At 71.8% G+C, this 20,648-nt stretch carries 20 protein-coding genes and 5 tRNA genes; 19 read left to right on the forward strand and 6 right to left on the reverse strand.

Annotated elements, in window-relative coordinates; genetic code table 11:
* The first annotated feature begins 105 nt into the window (after positions 1–105).
* From CRP27_RS02460 to CRP27_RS02470, 3 genes are read left to right on the forward strand one after another with little or no spacing between them, the layout of a single operon-like run.
* The gene (locus CRP27_RS02460; protein WP_097179156.1) at positions 106–699 is read left to right on the forward strand and encodes a molybdopterin-dependent oxidoreductase; all 594 of its coding nucleotides are present in this window, start codon (positions 106–108) and stop codon (positions 697–699) included.
* Positions 696–1,481: an FAD-binding oxidoreductase gene (locus tag CRP27_RS02465; protein WP_097179157.1), complete on the forward strand. Its 786-nt coding sequence runs from the start codon at positions 696–698 to the stop codon at positions 1,479–1,481. The genes CRP27_RS02460 and CRP27_RS02465 overlap by 4 nt, the downstream gene beginning before the upstream one ends.
* Entirely contained in the window at positions 1,481–1,741 is a 261-nt protein-coding gene (locus tag CRP27_RS02470) for a DUF6510 family protein (protein WP_097179158.1), read from the forward strand. The genes CRP27_RS02465 and CRP27_RS02470 overlap by 1 nt, the downstream gene beginning before the upstream one ends.
* A gap of 276 nt (positions 1,742–2,017) precedes the next feature.
* Here the strand turns inward: CRP27_RS02470 and CRP27_RS02475 are convergent.
* Positions 2,018–2,089 (reverse strand) — tRNA-Gly (locus CRP27_RS02475).
* 42 nt (positions 2,090–2,131) lie between these two features.
* Between CRP27_RS02475 and CRP27_RS02480 the strand changes: the two genes are divergently transcribed.
* The 10 genes from CRP27_RS02480 to CRP27_RS02525 all read left to right on the forward strand — a co-directional run bounded on the left by CRP27_RS02480 (position 2,132) and on the right by CRP27_RS02525 (position 8,873).
* Positions 2,132–2,347 carry a hypothetical protein gene (locus CRP27_RS02480; RefSeq protein ID WP_097179159.1) on the forward strand — a complete coding sequence of 72 codons (216 nt, stop codon included), beginning with the start codon at positions 2,132–2,134 and terminating at the stop codon, positions 2,345–2,347.
* Positions 2,344–2,802 (forward strand): DinB family protein, encoded by a 459-nt coding sequence (locus tag CRP27_RS02485; protein WP_097179160.1) that lies wholly within the window; start codon positions 2,344–2,346, stop codon positions 2,800–2,802. The genes CRP27_RS02480 and CRP27_RS02485 overlap by 4 nt, the downstream gene beginning before the upstream one ends.
* 85 nt (positions 2,803–2,887) lie before the next feature.
* Positions 2,888–3,298 carry a hypothetical protein gene (locus tag CRP27_RS02490; RefSeq protein ID WP_097179161.1) on the forward strand — a complete coding sequence of 137 codons (411 nt, stop codon included), beginning with the start codon at positions 2,888–2,890 and terminating at the stop codon, positions 3,296–3,298.
* Between the two features lie 34 nt (positions 3,299–3,332).
* Positions 3,333–4,031 carry a GAF and ANTAR domain-containing protein gene (locus CRP27_RS02495; protein WP_097179162.1) on the forward strand — a complete coding sequence of 233 codons (699 nt, stop codon included), beginning with the start codon at positions 3,333–3,335 and terminating at the stop codon, positions 4,029–4,031.
* Between the two features lie 12 nt (positions 4,032–4,043).
* Positions 4,044–4,757, forward strand: a complete 714-nt coding sequence (locus CRP27_RS02500) for a GAF and ANTAR domain-containing protein (RefSeq protein WP_097179163.1) — start codon at positions 4,044–4,046, stop codon at positions 4,755–4,757.
* 100 nt (positions 4,758–4,857) lie between these two features.
* Positions 4,858–5,949 carry an acyl-CoA desaturase gene (locus CRP27_RS02505; RefSeq protein ID WP_097179164.1) on the forward strand — a complete coding sequence of 364 codons (1,092 nt, stop codon included), beginning with the start codon at positions 4,858–4,860 and terminating at the stop codon, positions 5,947–5,949.
* Positions 5,950–5,977: 28 nt separating this feature from the next.
* Positions 5,978–6,886, forward strand: coding sequence for an aminoglycoside phosphotransferase family protein (locus CRP27_RS02510; RefSeq protein ID WP_097179165.1), 909 nt, complete (start codon positions 5,978–5,980; stop codon positions 6,884–6,886).
* A gap of 108 nt (positions 6,887–6,994) precedes the next feature.
* Complete coding sequence (locus tag CRP27_RS02515; protein WP_097179166.1) at positions 6,995–7,237, forward strand: hypothetical protein; 243 nt, start codon at positions 6,995–6,997, stop codon at positions 7,235–7,237.
* A gap of 31 nt (positions 7,238–7,268) precedes the next feature.
* Positions 7,269–8,138: an SMP-30/gluconolactonase/LRE family protein gene (locus CRP27_RS02520; protein ID WP_097179167.1), complete on the forward strand. Its 870-nt coding sequence runs from the start codon at positions 7,269–7,271 to the stop codon at positions 8,136–8,138.
* A 48-nt stretch (positions 8,139–8,186) separates the two neighbouring features.
* Positions 8,187–8,873 (forward strand): alpha/beta hydrolase, encoded by a 687-nt coding sequence (locus CRP27_RS02525; RefSeq protein WP_141399658.1) that lies wholly within the window; start codon positions 8,187–8,189, stop codon positions 8,871–8,873.
* 124 nt (positions 8,874–8,997) lie between these two features.
* Here CRP27_RS02525 and CRP27_RS02530 read toward each other — a convergent pair.
* From CRP27_RS02530 to CRP27_RS02540, 3 genes are all read right to left on the reverse strand, one after another.
* Positions 8,998–9,072: transfer RNA gene (locus tag CRP27_RS02530), tRNA-Val, on the reverse strand.
* A gap of 24 nt (positions 9,073–9,096) precedes the next feature.
* Positions 9,097–9,170: transfer RNA gene (locus CRP27_RS02535), tRNA-Cys, on the reverse strand.
* An 82-nt stretch (positions 9,171–9,252) separates the two neighbouring features.
* Positions 9,253–9,324: transfer RNA gene (locus tag CRP27_RS02540), tRNA-Gly, on the reverse strand.
* A gap of 501 nt (positions 9,325–9,825) precedes the next feature.
* On the opposite strand from CRP27_RS02540, the gene CRP27_RS02545 reads away from it, so the two are divergent.
* The 5 genes from CRP27_RS02545 (at position 9,826) to CRP27_RS02565 (ending at position 16,359) form a co-directional block, all read left to right on the forward strand.
* Positions 9,826–9,898: transfer RNA gene (locus CRP27_RS02545), tRNA-Val, on the forward strand.
* Between the two features lie 93 nt (positions 9,899–9,991).
* Complete coding sequence (locus CRP27_RS02550) at positions 9,992–11,530, forward strand: DUF3375 family protein (protein ID WP_097179169.1); 1,539 nt, start codon at positions 9,992–9,994, stop codon at positions 11,528–11,530.
* Positions 11,527–12,327: a DUF4194 domain-containing protein gene (locus CRP27_RS02555; protein WP_097179170.1), complete on the forward strand. Its 801-nt coding sequence runs from the start codon at positions 11,527–11,529 to the stop codon at positions 12,325–12,327. The genes CRP27_RS02550 and CRP27_RS02555 overlap by 4 nt, the downstream gene beginning before the upstream one ends.
* Positions 12,324–15,719: an ATP-binding protein gene (locus tag CRP27_RS02560; protein WP_097179171.1), complete on the forward strand. Its 3,396-nt coding sequence runs from the start codon at positions 12,324–12,326 to the stop codon at positions 15,717–15,719. The genes CRP27_RS02555 and CRP27_RS02560 overlap by 4 nt, the downstream gene beginning before the upstream one ends.
* Positions 15,720–16,074: 355 nt before the next feature.
* A complete protein-coding gene (locus CRP27_RS02565) occupies positions 16,075–16,359 on the forward strand; it encodes a hypothetical protein (protein WP_097179172.1) in 285 nt (94 codons plus the stop codon).
* A 146-nt stretch (positions 16,360–16,505) separates the two neighbouring features.
* Here CRP27_RS02565 and CRP27_RS02570 read toward each other — a convergent pair whose 3' ends face one another.
* Positions 16,506–17,960 (reverse strand): peptide MFS transporter, encoded by a 1,455-nt coding sequence (locus CRP27_RS02570; protein ID WP_097179173.1) that lies wholly within the window; start codon positions 17,958–17,960, stop codon positions 16,506–16,508.
* A gap of 214 nt (positions 17,961–18,174) precedes the next feature.
* Between CRP27_RS02570 and CRP27_RS02575 the strand changes: the two genes are divergently transcribed.
* Complete coding sequence (locus tag CRP27_RS02575) at positions 18,175–20,265, forward strand: acyl-CoA dehydrogenase (protein ID WP_255257403.1); 2,091 nt, start codon at positions 18,175–18,177, stop codon at positions 20,263–20,265.
* Positions 20,266–20,394: 129 nt separating this feature from the next.
* On the opposite strand, the gene csrA is transcribed toward CRP27_RS02575, so the two are convergent.
* Complete coding sequence (gene csrA / locus CRP27_RS02580; RefSeq protein ID WP_097179174.1) at positions 20,395–20,646, reverse strand: carbon storage regulator CsrA; 252 nt, start codon at positions 20,644–20,646, stop codon at positions 20,395–20,397.
* Positions 20,647–20,648: the final 2 nt, after the last annotated feature.

Here is a 20,648-nt window from a genome sequence, read left to right on the forward strand (position 1 = left end):
GGATGCGGGGACCGCGGTCGACGGTCCGAACGTTTACCAAGCCGTTACACGAGCGAGCTGTCGGCGGGGCAGGATCGGACCACCGGACACGAGCGAGGAGCACCGATGGCGACGTTCACGAGGGGCTTCGGCGGTCGACGCCACGAACGGGACGACTCCCGCATCCCGCCCGGTCAGACGCTCGTGCAGGACTGGCCGGTCCTGTCCGCCGGAGCGACCCCCGAGATCGAACCGGCGGAGTGGAGCTTCTCGATCCGCACCGAGTCCGGACTGCACACCTGGTCGTGGGACGAGGTGCAGGCGCTCGGGGTGGAGGACGTCACCGTCGACATCCACTGCGTCACGCACTGGACGAAGCTCGACATGCCGTGGCGCGGTGTCCCGCTCGACCGGCTGTTCGCCGACGTCGAGACCTCGCTCGAATTCTGCATGGTCCACAGCTTCGGCGGGTACACCACGAACGTCCCCCTCGACGAGCTGCTCGACGGGCAGTCCTGGATCGCGTTCGAGGCCGACGGAGCACCGCTCGAGCCCGAGCACGGCGGGCCGGCCCGCCTGCTCGTGCCGCACCTGTACTTCTGGAAGAGCGCCAAGTGGGTGCGCGGCATCGTCATGCAGTCCGACGACGAACCCGGCTTCTGGGAGAACGCGGGCTACAACCTGCACGGCGATCCGTGGAAGGAGGAGCGGTACTGGTGACGCTCCCCGACACCGGCCTGGAGGCACGGATCACCCCACCTGGGTCGGCTGCGGTCCGCAGGCGGCCGGCCTGGCACGCCGCGACGGTCGCCGCCGTCTCCCCCGAGACGCCGAACGCGCGCCGCATCGTCCTCGAGGTCCCGACGTGGCCTGGCAACGACCCCGGGCAGCACCTCGACCTGCGGCTCACCGCGGAGGACGGCTACCAGGCGTCCCGCTCGTACTCGATCGCGTCCTCGGGCGAGGCGACCTCGGTGGTGCTCGCCGTCGACCGGGTCGAGGACGGCGAGGTCTCGCCGTTCCTGGTCGACGCGGTCGAGGTCGGTGACGCCCTCGAGGTGCACGGGCCGCTCGGTGGCTGGTTCGTCTGGCGCCCGGGCGTGTCGGATCGCCCGGTGCAGCTCGTGGCCGGCGGCTCCGGGATCGTCCCGCTCGCCGCGATCGCCGGTGCCCACGCCGATGCCGGCGACGCCGCTCCGTTCCGGCTCCTGTACGCGGTCCGCACGCCGGAGGACGTGTTCTTCCGGACCGAGCTCGCCCGCGCCGGAGCAGCCGGTGTCGACACCACGATCGTGTACAGCCGCCGCGCGCCCGACGGTGCACCGGTGCCGGCGGGACGACTCACACGGGAGACCCTCGCCGCCGCGGTGTTCCCGCCCGACACCGGGGCCCTCGTGTACGTCTGCGGGTCGACGCCGTTCGTCGAGCAGGTCCTGCGGTGGCTCGGCGAACTCGGCCACGACACGACCGACGTCCGTGCCGAACGGTTCGGGGGCAGCTGATGTCCACCGTCGTCGACGGCAACGCGTTGGCCGGGGTCCTCGCGGAGTTCCTCGGTCCGAACGCCTCTCGTGCACTCCTGCGTTGCGCTGGGTGCGGCTCGATCGGGCTCCTCGCGCAGACCCGCGTGCACGCGAGTCCGATGGGGTCCGTCGCGCGGTGCCGGGACTGCGACACGGCCCTCGTCACGGTCGTCGACGGCCCGGACCGACGCTGGGTGGGGTTCCCCGGTGCGCGGGCCGTCAGCACGTCGATCGACTGAGCACAAGAGCTCGACGCGATCCGTGCGGGAAGTGTGCGGGAAACCGCACGGCTCCCCCGCCGCCCCATCCGACGCGGCCGTCGCTCCGGATGCTCTGTCGGGACGCGCGGACCACCCATCCGCCGTGTCCCGAGGGCACGGTGGCCCGGCGTTCGACGAGCGCGGGAACCCGAATCCTGCGCACGTCGGCCGCTCCACCGGCCGCGATGCCCGTCGCGGTACGACGAAGGCCCCGGTCGTTCCCGACCGGGGCCTTCGTGCTGTCGTGCTTGTCCGAGCGGATGACGAGATTCGAACTCGCGACCCTCACCTTGGCAAGGTGATGCGCTACCACTGCGCCACATCCGCGTACAGCAGAACTCTACCAGGCCACGGGAGTTGGATCGGACCATGAGCTACGTGCACGACAACCCGGGCGGGTCCGAGGCGCACGGCGCCGACCTCGTCGACGGCGACGAGCCGGCGGTGCGGATCCTCGTGCACGGGGACCTGCCGACGACGATCGAGCACGAGGGGCGGACCTGGCTCGCCACCGGCGAGAGCCACGACGACGGCGACGACCAGGCGCCGCCGATCGCGGTCTACCGGCCCGTGGAGCAGGGATGACCACCGCGGTGGAGGACGTCGTGGGCCTCCTGGAGTACGCGACCGCGCGCCTCCAGGACCGCATGGTGGGACTCACCGACGACGAGTGGAACTGGCAGCCCGTCCTCGGCGACGGGCTGGTGACCATCCGCTGGCGGCTCGACCACGTCGCCGCGGCGCTCGGCGAGGAGCGGAACTGGACGTGGCTCGGCGCCGACGTCTCGGCCGCGCCGACCACCACCGCAGCCGCCGGAGCAGACGCCGCGACCGCCGCGGTCGTCCGAGCGAGTGCGGCGTTCGCGGACCTGGCACGCGGCCTCGGGACGACGGCCGGCGACCCGCTGGGGCCGGTGGCCGGCCCGTACGCCGACGACTCGAGGCTGTCCCTCGTGCTGCACGTGGTCGACGAACTCGTGCACCACGCCGCCGAGGCAGCCCTGATCCGCGACCTGTACGCCGCGACGCGGTCCGCGTGACGCGATCGGCGTGATCGGCGTGATCGCGAGACTGTGAGCGCGCACATCGCGTGGCCCCACACTGGCGCCACGGTGTCACCAGGGTGTGCCCGCGGAATCCTCCGGGCTCCCCGTCGACCTCGGCACCCCGCAGGCCGCGACGTTCTACGACGTCCCCGCCGTCTTCAACCGACGGCCGGACGCCGCCGAGACCACCGGGATCCGCGGCCCCGACGGGCACGCCCGGCTCGCAGCGGCCGGTTACCCCGACGTCTCGCTCGACGTGCAGGACCGTCGACTCGTCATCGGACACACGAACCTCGACCAGCTCGAAGGCGGACTGTCGAACGCCATCGCGACGATCGTCGACACGATCAGCCGAGCCGCACTGCTCGACAAGGAGGTCGCGCGGGACGCCGCCCGGGCCGACTTCGACGACCGGACGGCCCGAGCCCAGGACGTCACGCGTGCCGCCTCGCGGATCCACTTCGACCCGCAGCCACCGCGCGTGCGCTAGCGTCGGGAGTCACCCCTCAGGAACGGCGCTCCCGATGACGGAATTCACTGCGGCTGCATCGTCGATGCAGGCCGCGCCGGACGGCACCGACATGTGTCCGCCGTTCCTCGCGACCCTGCCGGTGACCGGCGTCGGGATCTCGACCCTCGGCGACCCGCTCGGCTCCGCGACGGTCTGCGCGAGCGACGCCCTCGCCGAACGCGTCGACGAGATCCAGCTCGACCTCGGCGAGGGCCCGTGCTGGGAAGCCCTCGCCACCCGGTCCCCCGTGCTCGAGGCCGACCTCGCCTCCACGACCGGCGCGCGCTGGCCCGCCGCGCTCGACGAGCTCCTGCGTGCCGGGGTCGGTGCCGTGTTCTCGTTCCCGATGCGGATCGGGACGATCCCGGTCGGTGCCGTCGACCTCACCGTGGACGAAGAGCGCTTCCTGACCGTCGATCAGGTGCGCGGGGCCGTGCAACTGACCGAGGTCGCCGGACGCAGGGTCCTCCGTGACGCACTCCTCGCCGCAGCCGCCGACGGGCGCGCGGACATGGAGACCGGACGGTACTCCAGACGAGAGGTGCACCAGGCGACGGGCATGGCCGCGGCGCAGCTCGGACTGAGCGTGCAGGACGCCCTGCTCGTCCTGCAGGCACACGCCTACGCCACCGAACGCACCGTCCGCGACGTCGCCGCGGACCTCATCGCACGCCGACTCGACCTCGCCCGGCCGTACGGTTCCGAGACCTAGGGAGCACGCACCATGGCACCGACACGCGAGCAGCGGCTCGTCGACACCTTCGTCGCCCTGACCGACACCCTCGTCGACGACTACGACGTCGTCGAGCTCCTGCAGAACCTGGTGGACGGCGTCGTCGAGATCTTCGACGCCTCCGCCGCGGGCATCCTCCTCGTCAACCAGGCGCAGGAGCTCGAGGTCCTCGCCTCGACGAGCGAGCGCTCGAGCTTCCTCGGGCTGCTGCAGCTCGACGCCGGAGAAGGCCCGTGCGTGGAGTGCTTCGCCACCGGGCGACCGGTGTCCGTGCGCGACCACGCCGAGATGGAACGGCGCTGGCCGACCTTCGCCGCTGCGTCCGCCGAGTCCGGGTACGCGTCCGTGCACTCGATCCCGATGCGACTCCGGGAGACCACCCTCGGGTCGCTCAACCTGTTCCGCGAGACCGAGGGGGCGCTCAACCGCGAGGACGCGCTGGCCGCCCAGGCACTCACCGACGTCGCGACGATCAGCATCCTGCAGCAGCGGACGCTCGAGCACGCGAACCTGGCGCAGCAGCAGCTCCAGCGCGCGCTCGAAAGCCGCGTCGTCATCGAACAGGCGAAGGGCTTCGTCGCGCAGACGCACCGGGTCGGCATGGAAGAGGCGTTCGCCCTCCTGCGCGGGTACGCCCGTTCCCACCAGGAGCTCCTCGCGGACGTCGCTCGCGCCGTCGTCGAACGCCGTCTCGTCCTTCCCTGAACAGCGGCCCCATCGGGCCCCGCGCGTGCGCGTACCCTCGGACACGCCACGTAGCCCCGGTCCCCGGTTGCAGCGCCACAGCTGGACCCGGGAGGACACCATGGGCGACGACACCACCACGCCGGTCGGCTACCGGAAGACCACGCCACGCGGGGACCGGGTCGACACGACGTCGACCTACTCGGCGTTGCTCGTGCGGGTCCGGACCGCCGGGCTGCTCGGCCGACGGACCGGCTGGTACTGGGGGCTCGTCGGGGTCCTCACCGCGATGCTCGCCGCCACCGGTGGAGCATTCGCCGTGCTCGGCGGCTCGTGGTGGCAGCTCGTCGTGGCCGGCGTCCTCGGCCTGCTGTTCGCCCAGTTCGCCTTCCTGTCGCACGAGGCGGCGCACCGGCAGGTGTTCGCGTCCCACGACTGGAACGACCGCGCCGCCCGCTACGTCGGGACGTTCCTGACCGGCATCAGCTACGCGTGGTGGATGAACAAGCACACCCGGCACCACGCCAACCCGAACACGGTCGGCAAGGACCCGGACATCTCCTTCGACGCGATCTCGTTCCGCCCGGAGGACGCCGCGCGGCGCACCGGGTTCCTCCGGGTCCTCGTGCGGGTGCAGGGCTACGCGTTCTTCCCGATGCTGCTCGTCGAGGGCGTCAACCTGCACTGGCAGTCCATCCGGACCTACACGAGCCACGGCACCGTCAAGCACCGTTGGGCCGAGGGTTCGGTCTTCGCCGGCCGGTTCGTGCTCTCCGTCGGCGCGGTGTTCTGGCTGCTGCCGCTGGGGATCGCGTTCGCGTTCCTCGGGGTGCAACTGGCGGTCTTCGGATTCTGCATGGGGATCGCCTTCGCGCCGAACCACAAGGGGATGCCGATCATCGAGCCCGGGCAGCGCGTGGACTTCTTCTCGCGCCAGGTGCTCACGTCGCGCGACGTCAGCGGCGGCCGGTGGGTCGAGTTCTTCATGGGCGGGCTGAACCACCAGGTCGAGCACCACCTGTTCCCGAGCATGGCCCGGCCGAACCTCCGGGCGGCGCGGGTGCTCGTGCGGCAGTACTGCACCGAGCAGGGTGTCCCGTACACCGAGACGAACCTGGTGCACTCCTACGCGATCGTCGTCCGCTACCTCAACGAGGTCGGACTCGCCGCGGCCGACCCGTTCGCCTGTCCGGTGGTCGAGCGCTTCCGCTGACCCCGGCGCCACCGGCCATGATGGTCGTGTGGACGACGACGTGCGGGCTCAGAGTGTGCTCGGGGCCGTGCTGCGCGATCTCGGCGCCTCCTGGTCCGACGTCGAACCGCTGACCGGCGGCTCCGTCAACCACACGGTCCGGGTCCGTCGGTCGGCGGGCGCCGACGTGGTCGTCCGGATCCCCGTCGATCCGCTCCGCGTGGACGAGTACCCCGTCGAGGCCTGGGCGAGTGCGGCCGCCGAGCGCGCCGGCATCACGGTCGCACGGGTCCTCCGCCACGGACGCCACGGCGGCACTCCGTTCCTGGTGGCCGAGTACGTCGAACCCGACCCTCGGCCGATCACGGAACCGTGGCGCCAGCTCGGTGCGGCCGCGCGCGCGATCGGCACGATCGCGCTCGTCGGGGCTCCCCCGTCCCTGTACTCGCGCTTCGGGACCGACCCGGCCACGGCATGGCGGGCGCACGTCGCGTACAACGTGCGATCGCTCGACGGGGCCGACCCGCTCCTCCAGGCCGGTGCCTACACCTCGGCATCCTCGCTTCGCGAGGTCTTCGAGCCGCTGGGCGCCCGCGCGTTCGAGCACGGTCTCGCGCACGGCGACCTCGCCCCGCGGAACCTGCTCTCCCGCGGACCCGACGCGACGCCCGTCGTGATCGACTGGGGCGCTGCCGAGGTCGGCCCGACCCCCTGGACGGATGCGCGACGGGTGTACGCCTGGACGCACCTGGACGGCGAGGTCTCGGGATCCGAGTTCGACGCGTTCACGGCGGCCGCCGGTCTCGACGGGCCGGGCGACCGACGCATGCTGCGGGCGATGACCGCGCTGCACCTCGTCGACGTCACCCGGTGGGCACGGGAGCGGCGGCCGGATCGGTACCGGGAGTACGTCGAGGCGTGCCGGCGAGGGCTCCGACGTCTCGGGCTCTCCGACTGACGCCTGCCCGTCCCGCGGCGCTGCCAGGCTCGGCGGACTACGGTCAAGGAAGGTGACCCCAGCCCACGGCCGCCGGAACGATCTCATCGTCCAGCGACCGGAAGCTCCATGACCTCCCCCTCCAGCACCACCAACGCCGGAACCGAAGCGGTCCGCTGGGTCGCGCTCGACGAGCGGACCTGGCAGGGACGGTGCGGATCGGACGTGATCGGCACCGTGACCTTCGGGTCGCGGTACGTCGTCCACCTGGTCGACGACGACATGACCGGGTTCCACACGAGTCTGGAGAGCGCGAAGGCGCAGCTCGAGGCGTGGGTGCGCTGGCAGTCGGGACCGCCCAGCGAGGTCTGATCGGCGAACGGTCGCCTGGCATGCTGGGGCAGTGCGCATCACACTCGACCCCACCACCGCCACAGACGTCGTCACCGGCATCCGCTTCCCGGAGGGCAACCGCTGGCACGACGGGCGGCTCTGGTACTCGGACATGCACACGGGCGAGGTCTTCTCCGTCGACCCCGGCTCGGACGCGGCTCCGCGTCTCGAGGCCACGGTCGCCGGGCAGTCGTCCGGGCTCGGCTGGCTCCGGGACGGGCGGCTCGTCATCAGTTCGATGGAGTCCCGGACCGTCGTCGCCGTGTCCGATGACGGCACGAGCTCGGTGTTCGCCGACCTGTCCGAGGTCGAGGCCTCCCTCGTCAACGACCTGGTGGTCGACGAGCAGACCGGCCGGACCTACATCGGGGCGTTCGGCTACGACCTGTACGGCGGCGAAGCGCTCCGCCCCGGCCCGCTGTACGTCATCGAGCCGGACGGCTCGTTCCGTCCGGCGGCCGAGGGACTGGTCTTCCCGAACAGTGCGAACGTGCTCCCCGGCACCCGCACCCTCGTCGTCAGCGAGACGTGGGGGCACCGCTTGACGGCGTTCGACATCGAGCCGGACGGGTCCCTGACCGGTCGACGTGCATGGGCGACGCTGCCCGACGGCGTCACCCCGGACGGGAGCACGGTCGACCGGGACGGCGCGATCTGGGTCTGCTCGGTCGACACGGGCGAGTTCCTCCGGGTCGTCGAGGGCGGCGAGGTGACCGACCGGATCGACGTTCCCGGGCGGTGTGCGATCGACTGCGCACTCGGCGGCGAGGACGGCCGCACGCTGTACCTGGCGACCGCGGACAGCTACGACCCGGCGGTGACGGCGCGGACGCGGGCGGGGCGGATCAGCGCCGTGCGGGTGTCCGTGCCGGGGTGGTGACGCGAGCGGGGACTTCCGCAGCACGACAGCCCGGGGTACCGTCGCCGCGTGCCCCCTGCAGACCCGCGACCAGCGCGATCGTTCCGAGCACCGCTGGGCGTCGAGCTCACCCTCGTGGCCCCCGACGACGGCGACTCGGCGCATGCGACCTGGGTGCTGCTGCACGGATCCGACGGACGGGAGACCGACCTCCTGCCCCTCGCCGACCGACTCGGTCCAGGGGCCGCCGCCATCGCGCCGCGCGGGACGGTGCGGACAGCGCACGGCTTCGCACACTTCCGGCGCCGCCCCGACCGCACCATCGACCACGACGACGTGCGCCGTCGTGTCCCGCTGCTCGCCGACGCCGTGGAGTCCGCGACGGCGTCCCTCCCCGGTTCGGCTCGGCGCACCATCGTGGGGTTCTCGAACGGAGCGGTGATGGCCGCGGCGCTCATCGAGACGCGACCCGACCTGTTCACCACCGGCATCCTCATCCGCCCGCAACCTCCGTTCGGCGACGCACGTGCCCCGGCCGGACGGGCCCCGGCCGAGTCGGTGATGCCCGTCCTGGTCCTCGACGGGCGGTTCGACCCCCGGCGGCACGCGGACGACGGTCTCCGGGTCGCCGAACGCCTCCGTTCGCTGGGAGCCGCCGTCGACCACGTCACGCTGCCGGTCGGACACGGCATCACGGACGCTGACGAGCAGGCGGTACGGCGCTGGCTGCACGCCGCGAGTGGATCGCTGCGCTGACCCGTTCGCCGAGCGCTCCAGCAGCGACGGTCCGGAGGCTGGGACGGGCCCGGGGCTGTCCATCGTTCGGTTCCGGAACGACGAAAGCCCCGGCGGGGACCTGTGGTCCTGCCGGGGCTTTCCGTGGTGGGCGATACTGGGATCGAACCAGTGACCTCTTCCGTGTCAGGGAAGCGCGCTACCGCTGCGCCAATCGCCCAGAAGTCTCCGCCGAAGCGAAGTCTGGAGGTGGGGACGGGATTCGAACCCGCGTGGACGGCTTTGCAGGCCGCTGCCTAGCCTCTCGGCCACCCCACCATCGAGGTTCACGTCTCCGTGAGTACCCGAACGGTGGGATACCCTCTGGTGAGTCGTGGCCCTCCGGAGAGAACCACACTCGAGCGGATGACGAGATTCGAACTCGCGACCCTCACCTTGGCAAGGTGATGCGCTACCACTGCGCCACATCCGCATTTGTCTGACCCGCTGTCGCGGCGACGACGTAAACTCTATACGAACCAGGTGGCTTCCACCAAAATCCTTCTCGTTCACCGGGCGTGTCCCCCGTGTTCATGCGGATCGGAACGGTTCTGCACGGTCCGCCGCCCCTCGCACCGTGCGACGCTGGCGCCCGTCGGTGCGAGGTCTCGCGCAGTGTGCGAGGCGAACGACCTCGCACACTGGTCGGAACCGCGCACCCTGCACCGGCGGCGCCGCGGAGCCTCGCACCGTGCGACCGCACCGCACCTCGCGCACCGTGCGACGCAGCGCCCGTCGGTGCGAGGTCTCGCGCAGTGTGCGAGGCGAACGACCTCGCACACTGGCAGGAACCTCGCACCCAGCACCGGCGGCGCCGCGCAGCCTCGCACCGTGCGACCCCACCCCACCCCACCGCGCGCCACACCCGGGACGCACGCCCTGTTCGGCAGAGCCCGCGGCATCCGCTAGTATCGATCCGCACGAACAGTGCAGGGGGCGATTGGCGCAGTTGGTAGCGCGCTTCGTTCACACCGAAGAGGTCATCAGTTCGAGTCTGGTATCGCCCACAAGCAAGAACACCGACGACAAGAGCCCGGCGCGACAGCGTCGGGCTCTTGTCATCTCCGCACACCGCCGACCCGATCCGGACGAAGGGGCACATGACCGACGTCGACCTCGAGTTCGCCCGCGTCCGGGCGGTCCTCGACCGTCCGACCCTGCGGCTCATGTCCCGCCCGACCAGTGCGACCGTCCTCGCGGTGTTCCGCACGGTGTTCGACCGCGACGTCCAGTACGTCCCGGCTGACCGCATGCACCTGCAGGTCGAGGAGCACGTCGCCCGGCTGCAGGCCACCGGCGCGCGCGTGCCGGCGAGCGAGCAGACCCCGGGCGAACAACAGGACCAGGACGCCCGTCCGAACGGCCGCGCGCTCTGTCGTGAGTGGGTGTCGGCGCAGTGGCTCGTCCGATCCAACTCCCCCGACGGCGACGAGCAGTACTCCCTCACGAGCCACGCCCTCGAGGCCCTGTCCCTCGTCGACGCCCTGTCCTCCGACCGCGCCCTGATCAGCGAGAGCCGCCTCGCGATGATCGTCGACGCCGTGCACCGGTGGGCCGCCCGCGCCGAACCCGACCCGGACGTGCAGATCCGCCGCATCGACGCGCAGATCGCCGAGCTCCAGGCCGAGCGCGAACGGCTCGAGCAGGGGGACGTCGCCACCGTGGACGACGCCCGCATGCGCGACGGCTACACGAACATCTCGGACCTCATCCGCCAGCTCCCGAGCGACTTCAAGCGCGTCGAGGAAGCCGTGGCCACGATGCACCGCTCGATCGTCGAGGACTTCCGGCAAGAGGTGCGCCCGATCGGCGAGATCCTCGACGACTACCTCGTCCGCACCGACAACCTCATGGAGGCAACGCCGGAGGGTCGCGCGTTCGAGGGGGCGTTCGAGCTCCTCCGTGACGACGCCCTGCTCCTGCGGCTCCGGGACGACATCGCGACGATCCTGGCCCACCCGTTCGCCGACTCGCTCGGTGCCGGTGAGCGTCGGGCGTTCCGGAACACGGTGAGCATCCTCCGCCAGGGCATCGAGGACGTGCTCGCCCAGCGTCGGCAGCTCACGGCGACGCTCCGCGACCAGATCGTCGCGCACGACGTCGTCCGGGACCGCGAGCTCGACGCCGTCATCCGGTCGATCAACCGCGGGCTCGCGACCTGGATGGACCGGGGGTCGGCACGCGATCGCCTGCCGCTCGGGCTACTGCCCGCCACGGCCGAGGTGGGCACCCTCCGGGAGCGCTTCTACGACCCGGATGCCGAGTCGGTGCCGCCTCCCATCGAGGAACCCGACGACGACGTCTTCGAGGACCTCGACGTCGAGATGCTCCGCCGGCACGGTGGCCCGCTGCTCACCGAGCTCCGCGCGGCCCTCCGGTTCGCCGAGGCCGACTCGAGCGTCGACGCCTTCCACGGCCTGCCCGACGAGCAGCGCCGCCCGGTCGAGCTCTTCGGCCTGGCGCATCTCCTCACCGGCCACGAGGACTTCGAGTCCGCCGCGCACGTCGCCGAGCACCGCACGGTGCGTCCGGACGGCAGCCCGGTCGCCTTCCGGATGCCGACGGCCGCGCTCGACGCCGACCGCCGCACCGGCACCCCCGACACGACCAACGACGAACACGCACAGGAGGCGCGGTGAGCGACACGACGCCGGCACCGGTCGACGAGACGGTCCCCGACGACGACCCCACCACCGTCACGCACGACGACGAACGGGACGAGAGCAGCTTCGCCCTCTTCGAGGGCGACGAGGGCAGGCTCGACGACCGCCAGCGCCGCGCGCTCGTCGCGCTGCTCCGGAACTCGTACGTGAGCGCCCGGACGCACGCCGACGAGTGGCGTGCCGTGCTCGACGCCGAGTACCAGCTGCGCTCACGCCTCAACGACCTGTTCCTCGAGCTGCACGTGGACCGCGACCGTGAGGTCGCCTGGAAACGTCAGGCCCGGTCGGAGAGCCAGCGCCGTGGGTTCCCGACACTGCTGCGCGACGTCCCGTACACGCGCGAGGAGACGATCGTCCTCGTCTACCTGCGGATGCGGCTCCGGGCGGACACCCGCCCCGGCCCGGACCAGGTCGTCGTCGACCGCAGCGAGATCCTCGGGCACGTCGCCGGGTTCCGCCCAGCGACCGCCACCGACCGCACGCGTGACGAGGGCCGGGTCGCGAAGGCGATCGAGCGCCTCGTGACCGCGCGCGTCCTCATCAAGACGTCCGACCCGGACCGGTTCCGGGTCGCGAGCGTGGTCGAGGTGCTCCTGCCGCTGGAGCGGCTCCTGGAACTCGACACCTGGCTGCGGACGACCACCGCGCAGGACGACGCGACCACGCCCGACGCGAACACGCCGGGAGGCGACCCGACCGACGGGGACGACCCCCGCCTCCAGGCCGACGACACCGACACCGACACCGACGACGAAGGCGAGACGGACGCATGACCGACACCGCGACCGACTCCTTCGGCCTGCGTCAGTACGAAGCTCCGGCCCTGTTCGACACCGTCGCGCAGTGGCGCGCCGAGTCGATGCAGGTCGTGAACTGGGGCGGGTTCCACGGCCACCGCCAGGTGGAGCTGTCCGGCACCGCGACGCTCATCTCCGGCGCGTCCGGCACCGGCAAGTCGACGCTCATGGACGCCTACCTGGCGGTGATGATGCCGTCCGACGTGCCGTTCAACGGCGCCTCGAACGACGCGACGACCGGGCGCGCCCGCAGCGCGGACCAGCGCAACCTGCTCACGTACCTGCGCGGCAAGGTCGACACCCGCCGCGACCCCGAGTCGGGTGCCCTCCGCGACGTGAACCTGCGCGGCGACGACCAGACCACGTGGGGCGCCGTCGCGGTGACCTTCCGGAACGACGACGAACGCCGGTTCACGGTCCTCCGCGCCTACATCGTGCCGAAGCGCGCGCGGGGCGTCGGCGACATCCAGATGACGATGGCGACGGTCGACGACACGTTCGACCTCCGCCGGCTCGAGGAGTTCGTGCCGACGCGCTTCCACCACCTCGAGCTGACCGGACGCGTGCCAGGGCTCGTGATCCGCGACACCTACCAGGAGCTCGCCTACACGCTGCAGACGCGGCTCGGGATCGGCGACTCCGGCGGCGGCAACCGGGCGATGCGTCTGCTCGCACGCATCCAGGCCGGGCAGCACCTGCCGACCGTCGACGCCCTGTACAAGTCGCTCGTGCTCGAGACGCCGGGCACGTACGAAGCGGCGGACCGGGCGCTCGCGCACTTCTCCGCGCTGGACGAGGCGTACGAGGCGATGGACACCGAGGAGCGCAAGGTCCGCATCCTCTCCCCCATCACCGAGCTGCACGCCGAGATCGAGCGGTCCACGGCGGCCGCCGCCGCGCTCGACGGCATCGCCACCGGTGCCGAGGTCTCCCCGTTCGCGCACTGGACCGCCTCGCGCAAGCGTGCGCTGCTGGATGCCGAGGTCGACCGCAACAGCCGCGAACGCACGGCCGCTCGCGGCGAGGTCGCCGCCGCCGAGGCCCGGCACGCCGCGGTCGAGATCGAGCTGCGGGACGCCGAGGCACGCCTGCGCGACCAGGGCGGCAACGCCCTGGCGCAGCTCGAGGACCGCATCGAACGCCGCACCCGGGAGCGCGACGCCGTCGTCCGGACCCGTGCGACCTTCGACGAGCGCACGGCCGTGCTCGGGGTCCCGGTGGCGTCGGAGTCGGCCTTCACCGGGGTGCAGCGTGCCGCACACGAGTTCCTCGGTCGGTACGCAGCGTCGCGCTCTGCCCTGGACGAGCGCCGGGACGCCCTGACGCGCGAGGAGTACCCGCTCCTCGACCGCGAGCGGTCCCTGCGCCAGGAGCGGCAGTCGCTCGAGCACCGCCAGGGCGCCATGCCGCTCCCGATGCACGAGGCCCGGCTCGCGATGGCCCGCGCCGCCGGCATCGACCCTGAGTCGCTGCCGTTCGTTGCGGAGCTGCTCGACGTCCTGCCCGGCGAGGAGCGCTGGCGCACGGCGATCGAGTCCGTCCTGGCCCCTGTCGCCCGCACGCTCCTGGTCGACCAGGACCGGCTGGACGACTTCAGCGCGGCGATCGACTCGCTGCGCCTGCCCGTGCGCGTGCAGTTCGAGGGCGTCCCCACCGGGCCGCACCTCGACCTCGAGGGCGACCCGTCGATGGTGTCCGGCAAGCTCGCGATCAAGTCGTCGCCGTTCAGCACCTGGGTGCGGGAGCGCATCGAGTCCGACCGCACCGACGCCCGATGCGTCGCGTCCGCGGACGAGCTCGGCGGCGGTGGCCGACGCGTCACCGAGTCCGGACAGCTCCGTGACGGCCGTCGTGGTGCACACGGTGACCGCCGTCAGGCGAACGTCATCGGCTTCACGAACGAGGCGCGTGTCGCTTCCGTGGAGGACGAACTCGCGTCGATCGCGCAGGACCTCGCGACGCTCGAGGCCCGCCGCACCGACGTCGCGCAGGACATCGCGGCGCTCGACACCCTCCGCGCCGCGCACCAGCACGTGGTCGACGTGACGTGGGACGCCATCGACGTCGACGGTGTCGAGGCCTCGCTCGCCCGCCTCGACGAGGAGCGCCAGGCGTTGCTCGCCGCCGACGACGGCCTCCGCACCCTGCGCACGTCGGTCGCTCGGCTCCGCAAGGCCCTCGACGAGGCCTCCGACCGTCGGAGCGCCGCTCGACTGTCGGTCACCCGCCTCGAGGAGCGCCACGCCGTGCTCGTCGACGGGCAGGACGCCGCCGCGGAGATCCTGTCGCGCTTCGAGTCCGTGCCGGACAGCGTTCCGGACGACGCCCAGGAGCGCCTGCTCGCCGAGACCTTCGAAGAGGTCGGCGCCCCGGACGGCGTCGACGGGTTCGACGACGCGACCCGCCGACTGCGGCGCCGGCTCGAGGAACGCCTGTCGCAGGCACTCGACGGTGCCGCATCGGCCTCGAACGCGCTGACCCTGACCTTCCAGCGGTACCAGGACGCCTGGCCCGACCCGAACCTCGGCACCGGGGTCGCCTCGTACCCGGACTACCACGCGATCCTCGACCAGATCGTCGCGACCGGCCTGCACGCCCGGCGCACCGAGTGGCGCCGTCGGCTGTCGCAGTGGAGCGGCGAGGACCTCGTCCCGCTCGCCGGCGCGTTCGACCGGGCCGTCGTGGAGATCGAGGAGCGGCTCGAGCCCGTCAACGAGATCCTCCGCGAACTGCCCTTCGGCGCGAACCGCGACCGCCTGAAGATCCAGATCCGCCGGGTCACCCGCGAGGACGTCGTCTCGTTCCGGAAGGAGCTCCGCGCCCTCTCCGCCTCGGTCGACACCGAGCTGACCGACGACGTGCTCGAAACCCGGTTCCGCCGGCTCCGGCGCTTCATGGCCGTCATCCGACCAGACCCGGAGGCCGCCCGCGGTCGCACGACCCACCGCGACGCCGTACTCGACGTCCGCCGGCACATGGAGATCACGGCCGTCCGCTACGACACCTCCGGCGCCGACCTCGGCGTGTACTCGTCGCTCGGGGACAAGTCCGGCGGCGAGACGCAGGAGCTCGTCGCGTTCATCGTCGGGGCGGCGCTCCGCTACCAGCTCGGTGACGAGACCCGGCCCCGGCCGCGGTTCGCCCCGGTGTTCCTCGACGAGGCGTTCATCAAGGCGGACTCGGAGTTCGCCGGGCGTGCCGTCACCGCGTGGCTCCGGCTCGGGTTCCAGCTCGTGGTGAGTGCGCCGCTCGACAAGGTCACGGCGCTCGAACCGTCGATGGAGCGGCTCCTGTCGATGCGGAAGCACCCGGAGACCGGCCACTCGTCGATCACGGAGATCGCGCGGGTCGCGCCCGACGCGGGCTGACGCGCGGGGCGCGGCGCGCGTGGTCGCGACGTCGCACGAACTGCCGCCTGGCGGCACCGGCGGCGGCAGTTCGTGGGACCGCCACGCGGTGCGCACGGCGTGTTGCGCGACCTGGACGCAACCGTGTTCCGGACTGGAGGCACGGTGCGGGCCCGCCCCGTGCCTCCAGTCCGGCGCTGCTCGCCACCACCGCACGCGCCCGTTCCTTCCCAGAACGCCCGCGATGGGAGGTGGAATCGGGCGTACCTGGTCGAAAGGATCGACCAGGTACGCCCGTTCTTCCCCGGTACGCCCGATTGCGCCCGGCGCGCCGAAGCGGCGGCTCCGCCACGGGCGGGCACGCTACGGTGGGCGCGTGTTCGGACGACGCTCTCCCCAGCCCCGCCCCGACGACTCCCCCGGCCTCGGCATCGGGGCCCTCGTGCGGGTGGTCGACACCGACCGAGGTGGCGAGGAGTGGGCGGACGAGCCGATCGGCGTCATCGTCGCACCGGGTGGCAGCCAGATCGGCGGAGCCCAGCGCACCTGGACGGTCGCGTTCGAGGAGCCCGTGTACACGAAGGACGGCCGCGGCCCCTTCGAGCGCGCGACCGTCCTGAGTCGTCAGTTGGTGCCGGTCGAGCCGGCACCGGAGTCCTAGTACTCTTCCGAGCCGCTCTTCATCATGGCGGCGACGGCCATGCAGACCCCCACGCCGCCGAGCACGCCGATGCCGATGATGACGCCTGCGATGAGTTCGAGCATTGGTGACTCCTTGGTTCCGGGGCCGGTGTGGCTTCCCTCAGGCTACCGGATGCCGCGCATGAGCTTCAGCACCGGCTTGGCGATGACGAGCAGCACGACACCGACCGCGACGGCGACGAGGCCGAGGACCGCGAAGTACGGCGCCTCGTTCTTCGGGTCGTAGTACTGCGACAGGACACCGGTGACGGCCGTGCCGAGCGAGACCGACAGGAAGAACAGCGCGACCATCTGGGTCTGGAACTTCGGCGGGGCGAGCTTCGTGGCGACGGACTGCCCGATCGGCGAGAGCAGGAGCTCCGCGAACGTGAAGACGAGCAGGATGCCGACGAGCACGAGCAGCGGAGTGCCGTTCTGGCCGGTGCCGACGAACGGCAGGAACAGCAGGAACGCGACGCCCATGATGCCGGTGCCGAGCGCGAACTTCGTCGGGGTGGACGGCTGACGGGGCCCGAGCTTCGTCCACATCGCCGCGAACACGCCGGACAGCACGATGATGAACACCGGGTTGATCGACTGCACCCACGAGACCGGCATCTCCCAGCCGAACAGGGACCGGTCGAGACGCTGGTCGGAGTAGATCGTCAGGACGGTGAACTGCTGCTGGTACAGCGACCAGAAGACCGCGCTGCCGATGAACAGCGGGATGAAGGCGAGGACGCGCGAACGCTCCTCCTTCGTGATGCCGCTGGACAGGATCACGACGAAGTACGCGATGGTGGCGAGCACCACGATGGCGACGACGACCTGCGGCAGGTTGTCGACGGTGAGCAGGCCGGTCAGGACCGCCGTCAGGATGATCGCCAGCCCGATGACGACGAGGATCCCGACGAGCGGGTAGCGGCGCTTCTCGAGCGGGTTCGGGACGTGCCGGACGACCGCGGGGAGCTTGCGACGGCGGATCGCGTACTGCACGAGGCCGGCCGCCATGCCGACCGCGGCGATGCCGAAGCCGACGTGGAAGCCGAACTTCAGCTGGAAGTAGCCGGTCAGGAGCGGACCGAAGAACGCACCGAGGTTCACGCCGAGGTAGTACAGCGAGAAGCCGGCGTCGCGGCGGTCGTCGTCCTTGCTGTACAGACCGCCGACGATGGTGGTCGCCGTGGCCTTGAGCCCGCCGGACCCGAGCGCGATGAGGACCAGGCCGACACCGACGCCCGCGACGCCCGGGATGAGCGCCAGGGCGATGTGGCCGCACATCACGACGACCGCGCTGCCGAACAGGGTGCGGTCCGCGCCGATGAGCCGGTCGGAGATCCACGCGCCGAGGATCGTGAAGAGGTACACGGCGCCGCCGTACGCGCCGACGATGCCGGTCGCGACGTGGGAGTCGATGCCGAGGCCGCCCTTGGCCACGGAGTAGTACATGTAGATGAGGACGATGCCCTGCATCCCGTAGAACGAGAAGCGCTCCCAGAGTTCGACCGCGAACGGCGTGGACAGCTCGAACGGCTGCCCGAAGAATGTGCGCTTGCGTTCCGGCGCGGTGGTACCTGACATGCCGGACAGTCTGCCCCTCGGGCGAGGGCCGCGCCGAATCGACGAACCATGCTCAGGTACTGCGGCCGCCAGGATTTGGAGGGTTCCCACCACGAGGGGCGATCCGACGGGGACCTTCGTTGTGCGGCCCGGACGGCGTTCGTGCGGCTCACGGGTGCGGTGAATAGCGTGGCTTCTGCAACACCGGACAGAGCAGTTCAGGAGGGCTCCGACCATGGTCGACACCGCACCCGTCCACAGCACGAACACGCCGAAGGCCGACGCCGCGGGCGACCCAGCAGCTGGCACGCCCGCCGGCGGGACGGACACCGACGTCCGCATCGACGTGGACCTGCTCGCCGAGCACCTGCTCGGTCGCTGGGCGGAGGACCGACGCGCCTCCCGCCGCCTCGCGCTCGACCCGGCCATGCACAAGATCGAGGGCATGCCGTACGCCGACGCGCGCGCCCGCACGCTCGACCAGCTCCGGGTCCTCGTCGACGCCGGCGCGATCCAGCGCCCCTACCCCGAGGAGTTCGGCGGTTCGAGCAACCACGGTGGCAACCTCGCCGCGTTCGAGGAGCTCACCACGGCGGACCCCTCGATGCAGATCAAGGCGGGCGTGCAGTGGGGCCTGTTCGGGTCGGCGGTGCACCACCTCGGTACCGAGCGGAACCACCGCGAGTTCCTCCCCGGGATCGTCTCGTTCGAGGTCCCCGGCTGCTTCGCCATGACCGAGACCGGGCACGGCTCCGACGTGCAGAGCATCGCCACCCGCGCGACCTACGACCCCGAGACCCAGGAGTTCGAGATCCACACGCCCTTCCGCGGCGCGTGGAAGGACTACATCGGCAACGCCGCGCTGCACGGCAGGGCCGCGGTCGTCTTCGCGAAGCTCGTCACGCAGGGCGTCGACCACGGCGTGCACGCCTTCTACGTGCCCCTCCGCGACGCGGACGGCGCCTTCCTGCCCGGCGTCGGCGGCGAGGACGACGGGTACAAGGGCGGCCTGAACGGCATCGACAACGGTCGCCTGCACTTCGACCACGTCCGGGTGCCGCGCACGAACCTGCTCAACCGCTACGGCGACGTCGCCGAGGACGGCACGTACTCGTCCCCGATCGCCTCGCCCGGCCGCCGCTTCTTCACGATGCTCGGCACGCTCGTGCAGGGCCGCGTGTCGCTCGACGGCGCCGCGGTCGTCGCCCAGAAGATCGGGCTCGAGATCGCCCTGACGTACGCCGCCCAGCGCCGCCAGTTCCCCACCGGTGACGGCACCGAGGGCGTCCTGCTCGACTACGGCCGCCACCAGCGCCGCCTCATCCCCCGCCTCGCCACGGTCTTCGCGCAGTCGTTCGCGCACGAGAAGCTCCTGCGCACGTTCGACGACGTCTTCAGCGGGCGCGAGGACACCCCGCAGCGGCGCGAAGACCTCGAGACCCAGGCCGCGGCGTTCAAGTCGATGTCGACCTGGTCGGCGCTCGACACCCTGCAGGAGTGCCGCGAGGCCTGCGGCGGCGCGGGCTTCCTCGCCGAAAACCGCCTCACCGGCCTCCGCGCCGACCTCGACGTCTACGTGACGTTCGAGGGCGACAACACGGTCCTGCTCCAGCTCGTCGGCAAGCGCCTCCTCACGGACTTCCGCGCGAAGGCCCCGAAGGACCCGGCGTCGACGGCGAAGTTCGTCGCGGCCCAGGCGGCGACGAGGCTCGCCGACGCCACCGGCATCCGGCGCATCGGCCAGGCCGTCGCCGACCGCGGCTCGCTTGCCGCGTCCGTGACGGACCTGCAGGACGCGAAGACGCAGCGCGACCTGCTCGCCGGTCGGGTCGACACCATGGTGACCGAGATCGGGCTGCGTCTGGCGTCCGCCGGCAAGGACCGTGCTCGCGGCGCGCTCCTGCTGAACCGGTCCCAGCACGAGCTCATCGAGGCCGCCAAGGCGCACGCCGAGCTCATGCAGTGGGACGCGTTCACCGAGGCGATCGACGAGGTCCCGCCGGGCGACACCCGCCGTGTCCTGGTCTGGCTCCGTGACCTGTTCGCCCTCGGACTGCTCGAGCAGCACCTCGACTGGTACCTCATGCACGGTCGGATCACGGTCCAGCGTGCCCGGGCGGTGTCGGCGTACATCGACCGGCTGGTCGCCCGCGTCCGTCCGGTGATCCCGCAGCTGCTCGAGTCGTTCGGCTACGAGCCCGGCCACGTCCGCGCACCGATCGCCCTCGGCGAGGAGCAGGCGCGGCAGGACGAGGCGCGCGCGTGGTTCGCCGCCGAGGCAGCGGCCGGTCGGCTCCCCGAGCAGGAGAAGAAGCCCCGGCCGTAGCGCGAGCACGTCCCGGAACCGCGCCCCCGGACGAACACCGCGCCCCTGAGGACCGGGGCGCGGTGTTCACCGCGGGGCGCGATCCTCCGATCAGCCCGTGACGCCGAGCGCAGCACGCCGCAGCGAGCGTCAGGCCTCGGTACCGCCCAGGTCCCCCAACGCCCGACGCAACCGCGCCTCGGCGTCGTCGTCCGCCGCCGTCGCCGAGGCCGACGCGTTCGCCTCGGTCACCGCGCGCACGACCTCCTCGCGCTGGATCTTCACCCCGCGCGGAGCGTCGATGCCGATGCGGACGCCGTCCCCGCGGCTGTCGAGCACCGTGATGACGATGTCGTCACCGACGAGGATCCGCTCGCCGACCTTCCGCGTGAGTACCAGCACCC

Origin of the sequence: Curtobacterium sp. 314Chir4.1 (assembly GCF_900215175.1) — a bacterium.
GTDB lineage: Bacteria > Actinomycetota > Actinomycetes > Actinomycetales > Microbacteriaceae > Curtobacterium > Curtobacterium pusillum_A.